Below are 15161 nucleotides of genomic sequence, written 5' to 3' on the forward strand. Positions count from 1 at the left end.
TGCCGTCAGTCCCCGAGCAGGCCCGCCGCGTTCAGCAGGTACGCCGTCATCGGGTCGTAGTGGCGCGGGCTCGTCACGTGGTCGTCCAGCGGGACCGTCACCTGCATCGTGCCCTCGGCCTCGCCGACGAACAGCGCCGGGTCGTTGGAGTCCGCGTAGCCCACCGAGTCCAGGCCGCGCTGGGCCGCGCAGCCCGCCCAGCCGTGGTCGGCGACGACCAGGTCGGGCAGCGGGCGGCCCTCGCGCTCCAGGCCGTCCAGGATGCGGGTCATCGGGTCGGGGGAGTGGGTGTGCCACAGCGTCGCGCCGCGCTCGAGCACCGCGACGTCCGCGAACTGGAAGACCATGCCCTCCTCCGTGGCCAGGCCCTCGGGGATCACCATGATCTCGCAGCCCGCCGCGCGCAGGGCCGCGGCCGTCGCGCGGTGCACGTCGAGGAGACCGCCGGGGTGGCCCGTCGCGAACAGGACGCGCTGGCGGTCCTCGGCCGCCTTGTGCAGGCGGGCCGCCATGCGCTCCAGCGCGTCGACCGTCAGCTCCGGGTCGATCGTGTCCTGGCCGTACCGGTGCTCCGGGTCGTCCACGACGCCGCAGCGCTCCGCCATCACCGCGAGGACGTCCTGCTCGTCGCTCCAGCGGTCACCGAGCTCCAGCCCCAGCCAGAAGTGGCGGTCACCGTTCGCCAGCTTGCGGTAGTGGGAGAGGTTGTTCTCCCGGGGCGTGGCCACGTCGCCGGCGATGCGGGTGCGGACGAGGTGGGCGGTCAGGGCGGCGCGGCTGGGTGTATCGCTGGGGATCCCGGGTATCGGCATGGGTCCATTGTGCCGGTGGTCGCTGTGGGGCGTTGATCGATTTCGCAGGGTGGGCTTCGGGCGGGCGGGATGCGGCCACGGGAGGGGCGCTCAGGTCGCGTCGCGGGCCGCGGGCCGGTGGGGCGTCTCGCGCAGTTCCCCGCGCCCCTGAAATGCAGACCCTTCGGGTCGCATTCCCGGTCAAGGCGCGGCGAAGCCGCAGCTTTTCAGGGGCGCGGCGCTGTGCCTATGACAGATGCCGCAGCGCGAACCACAGTTCCATGCGGATGTCCGGGTCGTTCAGGTCCGCGTTCAGGAGGTCCGCGCAGCGGGTGATGCGCTGGCGGACCGTGTTGCGGTGGATGTCGAGGGTCAGCGCCGTGGTCTCCCAGCTGCCGTGCACGGAGAGCCATGTGCGCAGGGTCTCCAGGAGCGCGGGGTGGGGGAGGAGCGGGGCCAGGGCGGGGGGCGCGGCGCCGTCGGGGCGGTGTTCGGCGAGGGAGGAGCGGGTCGCCCGGGCGCGGGCCAGCGCGTTCGCGGCCTGCGCGTCGGCGAGGGGGAGGTCGCCCGGTGACACGGCGGCGCTGACGCCGAGCGCGCAGCCTTCGTACGGGGAGACCTCCTGGTCGGCCGGGACGAGGGCGCGGGTCAGGGCCCCGTCCGTGGCGACGAGCGGAGTACCGAGATCGGGGGCGGGGGAGGACGCCCCGTTCACCCAGGCGTGGACGACCTTCCAGCGTCCGGGCCCGAGCAGCCCCGCGGCGGTGACGTCCCGCTCCGTCCCGAGCAGCAGCCCCACGAGCGCGGCCGTGCGCTGCGTGTCGTCGGCGGAGCGGTGGGCCCCGGCGAGGAGGGAGAGGAGCACGACCGCCGCCCCGGCGATCGTGTGGTCGCCGGACGCGCGCGAGGGCGCCGCGAGCCCGAGGGCCCCGCCCCCGCTCAGCGCGTACGCCGAAAGATGCAGCTCCCCGACGGTGTCCGCGGCGGACGCGGGCGCGGGCAGCAGCCGGCTGGTGCGCGGCCGCACCACATCGGTCAGGGCGGACAGCGCGGCGGCCGCGCGCATGGGCGGCCGCGGCCCGGCACTCTCCAGCTCGGCCCCGTCCGCGGTGACGGCCACCGCGTAGCCCCCGGTCCGCTGCGCGAGCCGGCTCAGCACCGCCCGTACCGGATCGGGCCGCGCGGCCGCGGAGGCCAGCGCCTGCTGCGCCTCGGTGACCCGGCGCAGCTCGGCGTGCCGGGCCTGCGCCATCAGTTCCCACACGGCCCGCGCGATCCCGCTGAACGTGATGTCCGGTGGCACCTCCACCAGCGGCAGCCCGTGCGCGTCGCAGGCCGCGACGAGCGCGCGCGGCACCGTGTCGTGGACCGGCGCGACACCGAAGCCGAGGGCGACGGCCCCGCCGGCGACGACCCGCGCCGCGTACGTGTCGAAGCTCGTGCCGGCGTCGAAGGCGTCCTCGCCCGCCTGCACTCCGGCTGTGAGAAGCAGCTCACCGCCGAGCAGATAGGGCCGCGGGTCGGGCAGCTCGGAGGTGTGCGCGCCGTGCACCGGGACGTCGGCCGCGTCGGGCCCCGCGATCTGGCGAAGTCCCAGGTCGGCGCGGGCGAGCAGCGCGGCGAGCGGAACGCCCGAGGTGGGGGGAGCGGGCACCGTCACGGTGGATGATTCCTCTACTCGTACCGGGTGAAGTAGATGAAACTTACACTTCAGTGTTGCTTTTCGGCCACTTACATTCATGAGGCAATGAACCGGTGGGTGCGGGTACGGGCGGATGTCCCCGCTGCCGAGGTGGCCCTCTCTCAGGGCCCGTGAGCCGGACCAACCCAGCACGACACGCCACCGAGGTGTGCAAAGGAGGTCGTCCATGGCCGTCGACTACGTAGTGATCGTCGCCTATCTGGCCGGCATGCTGGCCATGGGCTGGTGGGGCATGCGCCGCGCCAAGTCCAAGAGCGACTTCCTGGTCGCGGGCCGCAGGCTCGGCCCCGCCATGTACTCCGGCACGATGGCCGCGATCGTCCTCGGCGGCGCCTCCACCATCGGCGGCGTCGGCCTCGGCTACCAGTACGGCCTGTCCGGCGCCTGGATGGTCTTCACCATCGGCCTCGGCATCCTCGCCCTGTCGCTGTTCTTCTCCGCGCGCATCGCCCGGCTGAAGGTCTACACCGTCTCCGAGATGCTCGACCTGCGCTACGGCGGCCGTGCCGGCCTCATCTCCGGCATCGTCATGTGGGCGTACACACTGATGCTCGCGGTCACCTCGACCATCGCGTACGCCACGATCTTCGACGTCCTCTTCGACGTGCCGCGCACCCTCGCGATCGTCATCGGCGGCACCATCGTCGTCGCGTACTCGACGCTCGGCGGCATGTGGTCCATCACGATCACCGACATGGTGCAGTTCGTCGTGAAGACCATCGGCGTGCTGATCATCCTGCTGCCCGTCGCCGTCGTGAAGGCGGGCGGCTTCAGCGAGATGAAGGAAGCGCTGCCCACCTCGTACTTCGACCCGCTGGGCATCGGCGGCGAGACGATCTTCACGTACGTGCTGATCTACACGTTCGGCATGCTCATCGGCCAGGACATCTGGCAGCGCGTGTTCACCGCCCGCAACGACAAGGTGGCCCGCTGGGGCGGCACCGTCTCCGGCGTCTACTGCCTCGCCTACGCGATCGGCGGCGCCGTCATCGGCACCGCGGCCAAGGTCATGTACCCGACCGGGCTCGGCACCGCCGACGAGGCCTTCGCCCGCATCGTCAAGGACGAGCTGCCCGTCGGCGTCCGCGGCCTGGTCCTGGCCGCCGCGCTCGCCGCCGTCATGTCGACCTCGTCCGGTGCCCTCATCGCCTGCGCCACCGTCGCCAACAACGACATCTGGAAGCGACTGCGCGGGCTGCCCGCCGACAGCGGCGACGGCCATGACGAGGTCAGGGGCAACCGCCTGTTCATCCTCGTCATGGGCGCCGCCACGATCGTCACCGCGATCGCCCTGAACAACGTCGTCGAGGCGCTCACCGTCGCCTACAACCTGCTCGTCGGCGGCCTCCTCGTGCCCATCCTCGGCGGCCTGCTGTGGAAGCGCGGCACGGCCGAGGGCGCCCTCGCCTCCATCGCCGTCGGCGGTCTCGCCGTCGTCGGCCTGATGTGGCACTACGGCATCCTCGCCAACGAGGCCGTCTACTACGGCCTGGCCGCGTCCCTCGTCACCTATGTGGTCGTCTCCCTGGCCACGAAGGCCACCGACGCCGCCGTCCTCGCCAACTGGCGCGACCGGCTCGCCGGCCGCGGCGGCGAGAGCGAGACCCCGGAGGCGGCCTCCGTGGCCGTGTCCCAGTAACCCACTCCGCAATCCGCTGACCCGCGTTCGAAAGAAGGCATGCGCGCCATGAACAGCAACGAGACGCCCCGCGTTCCCAACGGCCCCACCGGCGCCGTCGGCCCGGTCGACTCCTCCCGTATCCCGCGGTACGCGGGCCCGGCCACGTTCGCCCGCCTGCCCCGCCTCGACGAGGTCGGCACCGCCGATGTCGCCGTCGTCGGTGTCCCCTTCGACACCGGCGTCTCCTACCGGCCCGGCGCCCGCTTCGGCGGCAACGCCATCCGCGAGGCCTCCCGCCTCCTGCGCCCCTACAACCCGGCGCAGGACGCGTCCCCCTTCGCGCTCGCCCAGGTCGCCGACGCCGGTGACATCGCGGCCAACCCGTTCAACATCAACGAGGCCGTCGAGAGCATCGAGGCCGCCGCCGACGACCTGCTCGGCTCCGGCGCCCGCATGATGACCCTCGGCGGCGACCACACCATCGCGCTGCCGCTGCTGCGCTCCGTCGCCAAGAAGCACGGCCCGGTCGCGCTGCTCCACTTCGACGCGCACCTCGACACCTGGGACACGTACTTCGGCGCCGAGTACACCCACGGCACCCCGTTCCGCCGCGCCGTCGAGGAGGGCATCCTCGACACCTCCGCGCTCTCCCACGTCGGCACCCGCGGCCCGCTCTACGGCAAGCAGGACCTCACCGACGACGAGAAGCTCGGCTTCGGCATCGTCACCTCGGCGGACGTCTACCGCCGCGGCGCCGACGAGGTCGCCGACCAGCTGCGCCAGCGCATCGGCGACCGCCCGCTGTACATCTCCATCGACATCGACTGCCTCGACCCGGCCCACGCCCCCGGCACCGGCACCCCCGAGGCCGGCGGCATGACCTCCCGCGAGCTCCTGGAGATCCTCCGCGGCCTCTCCTCCTGCAACCTGGTCTCCGCCGACGTCGTCGAGGTGGCGCCCGCGTACGACCACGCCGAGATCACGGCCGTCGCCGCCTCGCACACCGCGTACGAGCTGACGACGATCATGTCCCGCCAGATCGCCTCCGCGCGCGGTGAGTAACACTTGACGGGTGCGGGTGCGTCGTGGCTGGTCGCGCAGTTCCCCGCGCCCCTGAAATGCAGGCGCTTCGCGTCGCATTTCCCCGATAGAGGCTGAACGGCGAAGCCGTTCGCCTCCAGGGGCGCGGGGAACTGCGCGACCAGCCCCCACCGGCCCGCAGCCGCGACTCGACCGAACCCCCTACGGCGAGCCCGCGCAGACCCGACCCACCCGCGGAGGCGGAACCGCATGACGCACGACCACGACCTGGAACTGACGCCGACCGCCGCGCAGACCGAGGCCGCGCTCAACCCACCCGCGGGACGCAACGGCGGCGACCTGGTCGTCGAGACGCTGCACGGCCTCGGCGCGTCCACCGTGTTCGGCCTGCCGGGACAGCACGCCCTCGGCATGTTCGACGCGCTGCGCCGCTCCGACCTGCGCTACGTCGGACTCCGCATCGAGAACAACGCGGGGTTCGCGGCCGACGCGTACGGCCGGATCACCGGCGAGGTGGCCCCGCTGCTGCTCTCGACCGGCCCCGGCGCGCTCATGTCGCTCGCCGCGCTGCAGGAGGCGGCCGCCGCCTCCGCGCCCGTGCTCGCCATCGGCAGCCAGGTGCCCGTCGCCGGGCTCGGCGGCGGCCGGCACGGCTATCTGCACGAGCTGCGCGACCAGCAGGCCTCCTTCCGGGACGTGGTCAAGTCCGTCCACACCGTCCGCACCGCCTCCCAGATCCCGTCGGCGATCGCCGCGGCCTGGGAGTCGGCGCTGACCGCCCCGCACGGCCCGGTCTGGGTCGAGATCCCGCAGGACGTGCTCCTCGCCCCGACGACGCTGCCCGTCGTCACCGCGATGGACGCCACGCCCCGCGACCTCGTGCCCCGCCCCGAGCTGACCGCCGTCGCCGCCGACCTCCTCGCGAAGGCCGAGCGCCCGGCGATCATCGCGGGCGGCGGCGTCGTGCGCTCCGACGCCGCGGGCAAGCTGCGCGCGCTCGCCGAGCGGATCGACGCCCCCGTCGTCACCACCTTCGGCGGCAAGGGCGCCTTCCCCTGGGAGCACCCCCTGTCTCTCCAGTCCTGGCTGGAGGACCGCCACACCACCGACTTCCTGGAGGACGCCGACGTCCTGCTCGTCGTCGGGTCCGGACTCGGCGAACTCTCCTCGAACTACCACACGTTCGCCCCGCGCGGCCGCGTGATCCAGATCGAGGCCGACGCGGGCAAGCTGGAGTCCAACCACCCCGCGCTCGGCATCCACGCCGACGCCCGCCTCGCCCTCCAGGCCCTCGCCGAGACGGTCCCCGAGCGCACCGACGCCACGGCGCCCGCCCGGGTCGCGGCGGTCCTGAGCGCCGTACGCGAACGAATCGACGCACAGGAACTGACCCTGGAACAGCAGGTGTTGAGGTCGGTCCGGGAAGCGCTCCCGGCCGGCTCGCCCTCCTTCTGGGACATGACGATCCTGGCCTACTGGGCCTGGTCCGCCTGGCCCGGAGCCATGCACTCCGCACAGGGCGCGGGCGGCCTCGGCTACGGCTTCCCGGCGGCGCTCGGCGCGGCCGTCGCCGACCCCACCCGGCCCGTCCTCGCCGTCTCCGGCGACGGCGGCGCCCTGTACTCGATCGCCGAGCTCGCCACCGCCCGCCAGCACGACCTCGACGTCACCTGGCTGATCGTCGACGACGGCGGCTACGGCATCCTGCGCGAGTACATGACCGACGCCTTCGGCCAGGCCACCGCCACCGAGCTGAGCCGCCCCGACTACGTGGCCCTCGCCGAGTCCTTCGGCGTCCCGGCCGTCCGTACGAGCCCCGAGGCGCTCCGCGACGACCTGGCGAAGGCCCTGTCCGCACCGGGCCCGCACGTGGTGGTGCTCCCGGCCCTGCTCCGCATGTTCGCCCCGACGCACCTGGGATGATGGAGAACTCTGTGATGACGACGACCGTGGCCTGCGCCCAGCTCGCCCTCCACGTGGGCGATGTGGCGGCGAACCTCGCCGCCGCCGAGGAGGCGATCGAGGCCGCCGCGAACGCGGGCGCCCGCGTCGTCGTCCTCCCCGAACTCACCAACAGCGGCTACGTCTTCGAGTCCCCGGCCGAGGCCCGCGCCCTCGCCGAGCCCGTGGACGGCCCGACCGTCGCCGCCTGGTCCGCCGCCGCCCGCCGGCACGGCGTGACCCTGGTCGCGGGCCTCGCCGAGCTCGACGAGGCGGACCAGGTCCGCAACTCCGCGGTGGTCATCGACCCGACCGGAACCGTCCGCGCCGTCTACCGCAAGGCCCATCTCTTCGGCACGGAGAAGGAGTTCTTCGTCCCCGGCGACGAGCGCCCGCCCGTCGTCGACATCGACGGCGTCGGCCGCGTCGGCGTCATGGTCTGCTACGACCTCGAGTTCCCCGAGTGGGTCCGCCTCGCCGCCCTGGCCGGCACGGACCTCCTCTGCGCCCCGGTCAACTGGCCCCTGTTCCCCCGCCCCGAGGGCGAGCGCCCCGCCGAGGCCGTCCGCGTCCAGGCCGACGCCGCCGTGAACCGCATGTACGTGGCCGCCTGCGACCGCACCGGCGACGAGCGAGGCGTCTCCTGGACCGGCGGCTCGATCATCACCGACCCCGACGGCTTCCCCCTGGCCGGCCGCACCCCGACCGACGGCCCCACCCTCCTCCTCGCCCCCTGCGACCTCCCCGAGGCCCGCGACAAGCGCCTCGGCGACCACAACGACGTGTTCGGGGACCGGAGGCCGGAGCTGTACGGCTGATGCCGCGGGGCTGCCCATGTCAGGGTCAGCGAGTGTGCCCGGGCCCGTACTCCGGCGCGGCCCTGACCAGCTGCTCGGCGACGTCGGCGAGCCAGGCACTCGGGGCGTACGGTGCCGGTGGATCGACCTCCATGCCGAGCTCGGCCAGAGCGGACGCACAGTCGGCCTCGTCCAGGTCGAGTGCCAGCAGCTCGTGGATTTCCCCTGTGAGTCGGGCCACGAGCTGGGCCTCGGTCCCGGTGACGTAGTCAGCCACTGCGGCCCCGTGGCTGTCGAACTCGTCAGGCATGTCCTGTGAGAACCAGCCGCCGAGAAGCTGCGCCAGTTCAGGAAACCGAGCGTGCCACTCCCAGCGGGTGGCAGGCTGGGACGGTGGCGGCACCGCTCCCTCTTCGATGCTGCGCTTGATGTGGTCGGCGACGAGGAAGAGCCATGCCTGGATGTCCGGTTCTGGCAGGCCGACGTCGGGCACCGGATAGAACTCGCCGAGCCGGAGACGGAGTCGGCCAGGCGGATTGCGGGCGTAGTCGCGTACCTGGGACTCGGCGATGGCCAGGGACCAGGGACGGGTGTTCCAGGTGTGGCGAAGGTAGGCAGTGAGCGCGAGACTCGGAGCTTGCTCCGTGTCGTCGGCAGGCTGCCCCAGGTATGCGCGCATGACCTGGTCCAACTCGCCGTAGCGCTGGTCGTGTTCAAGAGGATTCATCGGCATGACGGTCGGCTCTGGTCCCTAGACGTAGATCGGGAAGGTGGCGTGCACGACGAACCCGTGCGGGCTTGACGGCTCTCGTCGGAGAATCACCCGAGCAGCACGCACATCGACGGGTTCACGCCCGGCAAGCATCATCGCTTGCAGCAGAACGCGGCCGACGGGATCCGGTCGGGAGAGCCACGCCGCCTCGATCGTCAGCCGGGGCCGAGCCGACTGGGCGAGCCATCGATGGATCGCCTGCTCGTTCTCGGTCACGACCTGTTGGGTAGCCCACTGGGCGGTCTCTCGATCGGGGTAGGACGAGCTGGCCGTTCGTACAGGTGGAGGAAGAGGCATGACTACCGCCTGGTCGGAGGAGGAGAGGACAGTTGCGTTCGGCTCCTGCTCAAAGTGGCCGTCGCCAGGAGGTGGACGAGCTTGGCCAGGGATTGGGCGCCGGCCGCATCGTGAGGGAACCGGCGTACCTGGAGGGGCCGGACCTCGTCGAGGAAGACATCGTCTTGGGCCAGGACGAAGCCCAGAGCCAGCAGAGCTGCACGACCGTTTCCGTCGTTGAACGGATGAAAGAAGCAGACGTCCAGGTAGGCGCGGGCGGCGCGGGAGGCAAGGGGGGTGCCGGCGCTTCTGTTCGTAGCCTGCGCGATGTGGACAGAGAACTCCTGCGCTGTGCGGTCGGACAGCCCGTAGCGCTCCTGCCCCCTCTTGGCGAAGGCGGGGAGGGTACGGAACGGAACATCAGCACGGTCCAGGAGTACGCGTTGCCACGCTGCCATGAGGTCGAAGTCGAGGGTATGGCCCGCCTTCGCATGCTGCTGTGCGAGGTGCCAGGCTTTGCGCACCCTTTCGGCGCGCCCGGAGTCTTCGGTTCGGCCCTGTGCGGCTGCTGCCGCGATCCCGTCGCGCAGAGGATGGACAGGGCCGGTCAGCTCCGGCGCGGCGCGATGCCAGGGTACGGCTTCGCGCACCATCAACCAGGCCTGAAGGTCGTCACGCACAGTGATTTCCGATGGCGTTGCGGGCGTGGTCGATGGCCGTCTGGTCGGGTGCGGTCCAGCTTTCGAACTCGCCGTCGACGATGTCGTCCGCCAGTTCCTCGGCCTCGGCCGAGGGCATTCCTGTCGATTCCAGGAACCACAGGAGAGCGGTGTTACAAGCGCCGCGCCACGTCTCTCCGGCATCTGTCCGTTGAACGACCAGCGTCACGAGGGGCGCGATCGCGCTCTCGCGCAGTCGCCGAACCGTCCCGGAGTCCGCCCCTGGGGCGGGGATGAACGGAGCGAAGGTCGCCGCCAGTTCCTCCAGCCAGGCCCGCCACTGCAGGAGTGCCTCCGTGTAGCGGACTGCCTGCTGGTCGAGATCGCCGGAACCGAGACCGCTGGGCGGGAGCTGCCGGATGACAGCCCCTGAATCCGGGTACTCGTCCGTCGCGGTGAACCAGCCGAACGCCCACGTGCCGTAGTGCTCGGCGAGCCCGCGTGCGACCGAATTGTCGGACCAGAGGCCGCGAGGGCGGCCCGACTCCGGATCGGGGGCGCCGATCACGGCACGGACCGTCTCTAGTGCCTGATCCGGGTCGAAGGGGTGACGACCAGGATCGACGTCCTGCCAGGTCATCGACGCTGGGTACCAGTGGCTATTGATCTTGACTCCAGGCTTGCAGGTTCGTGAGCGGCGCGGCTAGGACTGCGCGGGCATCGATGTCAGCACAACGAACGGAGGGTCGAGCGACGGGTCGTACTTGAGGATCGTTCTCACTCCCTTGACGGGGATTGCCTTGGCGTCCAGCCCTTTGTTCTTGAAGCCCTCATTGTTCACATTGTTGGGCTGCTTCGTGACGCTCCGTCCGCTGTCTTCTCCGTTCGGGGCATCCACAGAGAGCGGCAGCTTGGAATCCCGATTCGGATCCGCCAACCAGTCTTTGATCTTTGTGGTGTTCTGATCGACGTTGTACTGAGTCAGCTCCTGCGCACGCTCGATCGTCGGGAAGGTGGACGCACCTCCGATGGAAGGCTTGCCGTGAGGCCATGAGGGGGTGGGTGGATCGCCCTGGTCGCGTAGGCGCTGAGCAAGTTGGAGGTCGGTCTTTCCTACGTGCTTGTCGAGAGTGTGACCGCCGTCGAGCCATTCATCGCTCGCCAGATCCACGCGGTAGACATGGTTCTTGGAGTCTTCGGGGTTCGTCCATTTGTGTTCATGCTTGAAATCGTTGAGCGCACGCGCTCCGAACGCCTCGGCTCGCGCCTGCTCGGCCGCGTACTTCGGTGCACTGTGGAACGCCTCGTCCAAAGGAGCCAAGAGCGCCGTGAGTTGTGGCGTAAGTGCATCCATTCGGCGGTTGTACGCCTCGACCACCGCGTTCAGAGCCGGTGTGTCGATGTTGAGAGTGGTTTCCGCGGCTACCTCCGCGCCACCCGTCACCACGCCTTTGATGAATCGACCGACGCCCTTCGCGCCCTCCTTGAGGTCCTTGAGGTCGACTCCGTCACTGAGGTCGACGTCGCCGAGCGCCTGCTTCACCGCCTTGAAGTAGATGTCCCACACCTTGCCGTTCAGTTCGACGGCGGCCTCCGCGTAATCGCGCAGCAGGTCGCTGACCTTCATGGCGGAGTCGTGGAGTACGGCCATGGCGGGGTGAGTGGCGGTCTGACTAGATCCGCTGTCGTGCTTCCACTCGTAGCCTGCTGTGGACTTTCCCCAAGCGGTGCTGCCCCACAGCGAACTGCAGAACTGCCGCATGGCGTCGTACCACTCACTGTTGCTCTGCTGAGTGATGCCACTGACGAGCCCGTCCAGGGTGCCCATCGTCATGCCCAGCGGCTTGGTCACGTCTGACCAAGCCTGTGAGAGCGAGTTCAGATAGTGCTGCTGAGGGAACGGATAGACCTCGGCAACCTTGCCCCAGCGGAACACTTGCTCAAGAAGCGGACGGATGACGTGCCAGGCCACGTCCGGGATCCATTCCAGGATGGAACGGATGAAGTCGTCGCCACCGTCGTCGTCCCCCCACTGCAAGTCAGGTACGGGCTCGTACTTTGGAGGCTTGTCGATCACCACGGGGGGCGGCTGGATCTGGGCTCTGGTCTGGCCAGAAGGGTCGTTCGCTGCTTCGGCTTTGGAATAGTTGTTCGCGGTAGTTGCGAAACCGACTGCTGCACCTCCGACACTGGCGACGGACTTCGCCCACACCTCCGTGAAGCGATTCCCGACCTTCACGTACTCGGTTGCGAAGGCGCGTGCAGCAGTGCCGTATCCACCTGCGTCCGGGTACTCCTTGAGCGCGGTGAGCAGGTCTTTGGCACCCTTGTCGAAGCTGGTCTGCTGACCCGAGAATCCACCCGCCACCTGGTGCAGGGTGGACGGCTTGACATCGATGGTGCCGCCACCCTGTGGCTGCGCTGGGGTCGGGCCAGCCATCAGACGCCTCCCCAGCCGCGCACCACAGCACGGTGTGCGGCCGCGTAATTGACGTGGCCTGTGGTCGCGACCTCGTGGAGCCACTTCTGCGACGCCTGTAGGTCCTGAGCGGATCTGTCCCATTCATCGAGCTTGTCGACGAACGCTTCCCGGGCCTCGCCGCTCCACGACAGAACGACCGGCTCGACGCGCTCGTACAGGTCGTCGAGCCTCTTGTTGAGCTGCTTGAGGATGTCCTCCAGGTCGCCGGACAGCTGCTGGAGAGTGGTCAGTTTCACGGTTATGTGGTCGTCGTCGGAGTTCGATGGCATGCGTTCCCCCGGAATTTAGGTCGTGGCGTGAACTTTTGGCGCGGGCCGCACCGATCAGAAGCCGTCGAGACTGCTCGTCGGCCGTAGTTCGGGTGTTGCGCCAGCAGGGTTCGGCGTGGACAGCCGGTCGACAGCGCCGCCGATGTCAACTTCGATGCTGCGCATCCGAGCCAGAACGTCCAGCTCTCTTTCGGTAAAGCCGTCCCGGCTCATGCGCACTGCCGATTCGATGAGCTTCATGACCTCGCGAATGCGTACCGCGTCCTCGGCTGCGGCGCGATGGAACTTCCGGTACGCGGCGCCGGCCGGGCTCTGCCAACCCGCTTCTATGGCATCCACGATCGCGTCCATGCGCTGGACCTGGCGAGTCAGGTACTCCTGCATGCCATCGAGGTCATTCGCCAGTTTGGTGAGGTCCTCGTGTTTGGCCCGAAGGTCCTTCGCGTTCTTTTGGCTGGTCAATGCCTGTCCCCGCCCCTCCCCGTTGCGGTGGTGATCTCTGTGTCGTGCGGTACAGATCTCGCACACCTGAGCCTATCTGGCCTTGTCGGGGCTTCAGGTAACGGGGTTCAGCCGCTCCCATCTGGCAAAACCCGGACATACTGCAGCCAGCTCGAGTTGGCGTAGCCAGGCAAGCAATGAAATTCCGGTGTGGTTCTACGCGGCCTTGCCTCCGCCCACCGCGCGGATCCGGTCCGTGAGTTCGTGGAGGGCTGGAGGCGGAGTGCCGATGGAGTTCTGTGTGCGTGCTGCGACCTACCCAGTCCCGCGACAAGCGCCTCGGCGACCACAACGACGTGTTCGGCGACCGGCGGCCGGAGCTGTACGGCCATCAGTGACCGGAGCGGAGGCCTCCGGCCTTGATCGCCGAGACGAACGACGACCAACTAGGGGAGTCGAAGAGCACGGCCGGGCCGGCGGGGGACTTGGAGTCACGTACGGGGACGCCCGTCGCGTATCCGTCCAGGACTTCGACGCAACTGCCGCCCTCGTTGCCGCTGTAGGTCGATTTGCGCCAACCGCGCAGTGCAGAGGCGTCGGGGATGGTGTGTTCAGTCACGGTGTCCGAATTCCTTTGCTGTTGCCCTCATCAGAGCCAAGGACTCCTTGAGCGGCATCGCGTCGCCCAGCGCGAGATCGTAGACGCCTTCAAGGCGGTCGACCACGGCGGGGGAGTCGTGGATTTTGCCTACCTGGATGCCTTCGGAGTACGCCACAGGTGGCTGATCCTCGAACTTGAGCAGGGTCAGCATGCTCTGCATCAAGGGGTGGACACCCAGCCCGAAGGGCAGCACGTGGACGCGTACGCGCCCTGACTCCACCAGCCTTACGACGTGGAGCAGTTGTTCGGCCATGACATTCGGCCCGCCTACCACTCGACGTAGCACAGCCTCGTCGAGCGCGGCCCACACCACCGGTGTTACCGGATCCCCGAGGATCTTGGCCCGCTCAAGGCGTGTGACAACGAGCCTGTCACATTCCGCTTCACTCACAGGAGGGAACGACGTGCTCAGAACCGCACGTGCGTACCGTTCCGTCTGAAGAATGCCGGGGATGAACGACAGGGCGAACTCCCTGATCATCGTCGCCTGTTGTTCGAGGTGAAGGGCCGCCTCGAAGTACTCCGCGACAGCCCTGTCGCCGTCCGGCAGGAAGCTGCTCAGCACGTTTCCCGTGTTCAGCGCCCTGTCCAGCCGCCGTGCGTCCTCTTTCGACGGGATGCGCCGTCCCGCCTCGATGTGCGAGATGTGCGAACGGGTCATGACCGCAGCTGTGGCCACCTCTTGCTGGGTCATGCCCACCGCTTCGCGCTGCGCCTTGAGCCATTCCCCGTAGACGTTGTTCATCGTCAACTCCCGTGCGACAAATGCCTTGTCACCTCTGGCCCCCTGGCGAGCCTAGCCCGGACCGTCTCACTCTGTGAGTGGATCGCTACACAGCGATGTCCATGCGCGTCGACCTGCCCTCGGGCATGGAAGACCCCCGCGACCGCTAGCGACGGCCCGGGGGCGTGGCCCTCAACTCCCAAGAAAGTTGAAGACGTGTTGCACGCTATCGCCTGTCTGATCGAGCCGCTGCTCCGGCTCGTGTGGCCTGCCTCCGGGCGGCATCGGAGCCAGTGTCAGGAGGACGTTGACGCGCCAGCCGTACGCGTCCCTGCCCCGCCGGCCGGCCGTCCAGTACCTCACGCCGGCCCCCTCCGCGGTGAGGACTCCCGACTCGTCCGCCCCTACCTGCTCGCCCATGAGCGACGGAGCCGAGCCCAATTCCAGGAGTCGGCCAGGATTCAGCGTGCCCGGCGCCGTGCCCTCTGGCTCGCCACGCACGGCGTGGACGTGGGCCCACGGCGTATCCACGGCGTGGAGGTGGCCGCGTGATTTTCCACAGCAGCCACGCGACGGCAACCGAACGGCCCCGGCTGTTGCCCTGGTCCGGCCTCGACGGGCGCGCGTGCTACCTCGTCACCGACCGGTCCGGCACCAGCCGCCTGTCCCGTATGGCCGACGACGCCGAGTCGGTCCAGCTCGACATGGCCGGCGAGCTGCTCGAACACGCCGCCGACCTCATCGACGACGCCCGCACCACACACCCCCAACTCCGCTATCTGGCCCGCCGACTGGTCGAGTCGCTGCGCGACGTACACCGAGTCGCGCTGAGCCGCGGCGCGCGCCTCCCCGAATTCAATGACGACGACGCAGTCGTCGAGGAGCAGGGCGACCGCTGACTCTGCGGCAGACCGACGTCCGGGGCCGCGACGGGCAGCCCTGGATGGACGTCGACGACACGGCGCACCCCCGACCTGACGGTTT

16 protein-coding genes are annotated in these 15161 nt (G+C 69.5%); 5 read left to right on the forward strand and 11 right to left on the reverse strand.

Translation table 11 applies throughout. The features are described 5' to 3' along the window. Nucleotides 1–5 precede the first annotated feature (5 nt). Both ACIBTU_RS10750 and ACIBTU_RS10755 read right to left on the reverse strand, forming a co-directional pair. Nucleotides 6–812 (reverse strand): phosphatase, encoded by an 807-nt coding sequence (locus ACIBTU_RS10750; protein ID WP_399125645.1) that lies wholly within the window; start codon nt 810–812, stop codon nt 6–8. 226 nt (nt 813–1038) lie between these two features. Beyond that, the gene (locus ACIBTU_RS10755; RefSeq protein WP_399125646.1) at nt 1039–2451 is read right to left on the reverse strand and encodes a PucR family transcriptional regulator; all 1413 of its coding nucleotides are present in this window, start codon (nt 2449–2451) and stop codon (nt 1039–1041) included. Nucleotides 2452–2659: 208 nt separating this feature from the next. Between ACIBTU_RS10755 and ACIBTU_RS10760 the strand changes: the two genes are divergently transcribed. From ACIBTU_RS10760 to ACIBTU_RS10775, 4 genes are all read left to right on the forward strand, one after another. Then, nucleotides 2660–4132: a sodium:solute symporter gene (locus ACIBTU_RS10760; protein WP_399125647.1), complete on the forward strand. Its 1473-nt coding sequence runs from the start codon at nt 2660–2662 to the stop codon at nt 4130–4132. A gap of 48 nt (nt 4133–4180) precedes the next feature. Then, complete coding sequence (gene speB / locus ACIBTU_RS10765; RefSeq protein ID WP_384620787.1) at nt 4181–5176, forward strand: agmatinase; 996 nt, start codon at nt 4181–4183, stop codon at nt 5174–5176. 228 nt (nt 5177–5404) lie between these two features. Then, nucleotides 5405–7078: a thiamine pyrophosphate-binding protein gene (locus tag ACIBTU_RS10770; protein WP_399125648.1), complete on the forward strand. Its 1674-nt coding sequence runs from the start codon at nt 5405–5407 to the stop codon at nt 7076–7078. A gap of 14 nt (nt 7079–7092) precedes the next feature. Beyond that, nucleotides 7093–7914, forward strand: coding sequence for a nitrilase-related carbon-nitrogen hydrolase (locus ACIBTU_RS10775; protein WP_399125649.1), 822 nt, complete (start codon nt 7093–7095; stop codon nt 7912–7914). 25 nt (nt 7915–7939) lie between these two features. On the opposite strand, the gene ACIBTU_RS10780 is transcribed toward ACIBTU_RS10775, so the two are convergent. The 9 genes from ACIBTU_RS10780 to ACIBTU_RS10820 form a co-directional block, all read right to left on the reverse strand. Further along, nucleotides 7940–8626: a contact-dependent growth inhibition system immunity protein gene (locus ACIBTU_RS10780; RefSeq protein WP_399125650.1), complete on the reverse strand. Its 687-nt coding sequence runs from the start codon at nt 8624–8626 to the stop codon at nt 7940–7942. A gap of 18 nt (nt 8627–8644) precedes the next feature. Further along, nucleotides 8645–8962, reverse strand: coding sequence for an RNase A-like domain-containing protein (locus ACIBTU_RS10785; RefSeq protein WP_399125651.1), 318 nt, complete (start codon nt 8960–8962; stop codon nt 8645–8647). A gap of 2 nt (nt 8963–8964) precedes the next feature. After that, complete coding sequence (locus tag ACIBTU_RS10790) at nt 8965–9621, reverse strand: Fic family protein (protein WP_399125652.1); 657 nt, start codon at nt 9619–9621, stop codon at nt 8965–8967. Further along, a complete protein-coding gene (locus tag ACIBTU_RS10795) occupies nt 9614–10240 on the reverse strand; it encodes a hypothetical protein (RefSeq protein ID WP_399125653.1) in 627 nt (208 codons plus the stop codon). Before ACIBTU_RS10795 ends, ACIBTU_RS10790 begins: the two co-directional genes overlap by 8 nt. A gap of 63 nt (nt 10241–10303) precedes the next feature. Then, nucleotides 10304–12040, reverse strand: a complete 1737-nt coding sequence (locus ACIBTU_RS10800; RefSeq protein WP_399125654.1) for an RNase A-like domain-containing protein — start codon at nt 12038–12040, stop codon at nt 10304–10306. Continuing rightward, entirely contained in the window at nt 12040–12351 is a 312-nt protein-coding gene (locus tag ACIBTU_RS10805) for a WXG100 family type VII secretion target (RefSeq protein ID WP_399125655.1), read from the reverse strand. The genes ACIBTU_RS10800 and ACIBTU_RS10805 overlap by 1 nt, the downstream gene beginning before the upstream one ends. Before the next feature lie 54 nt (nt 12352–12405). After that, entirely contained in the window at nt 12406–12813 is a 408-nt protein-coding gene (locus ACIBTU_RS10810) for a WXG100 family type VII secretion target (RefSeq protein WP_399125656.1), read from the reverse strand. A 370-nt stretch (nt 12814–13183) separates the two neighbouring features. Then, nucleotides 13184–13411: a DUF397 domain-containing protein gene (locus tag ACIBTU_RS10815; RefSeq protein ID WP_399125657.1), complete on the reverse strand. Its 228-nt coding sequence runs from the start codon at nt 13409–13411 to the stop codon at nt 13184–13186. Then, on the reverse strand, nt 13404–14198 hold the full coding sequence (locus ACIBTU_RS10820) for a helix-turn-helix domain-containing protein (RefSeq protein WP_399125658.1): 795 nt from the start codon (nt 14196–14198) through the stop codon (nt 13404–13406). Before ACIBTU_RS10820 ends, ACIBTU_RS10815 begins: the two co-directional genes overlap by 8 nt. Nucleotides 14199–14725: 527 nt before the next feature. Here ACIBTU_RS10820 and ACIBTU_RS10825 point away from each other — a divergent pair. Next, nucleotides 14726–15076: a hypothetical protein gene (locus tag ACIBTU_RS10825; protein ID WP_399125659.1), complete on the forward strand. Its 351-nt coding sequence runs from the start codon at nt 14726–14728 to the stop codon at nt 15074–15076. Nucleotides 15077–15161 lie beyond the last annotated feature (85 nt).

The sequence above is a fragment of the Streptomyces sp. NPDC050145 genome, from assembly GCF_044460245.1.
Taxonomy (GTDB): Bacteria; Actinomycetota; Actinomycetes; order Streptomycetales; family Streptomycetaceae; genus Streptomyces.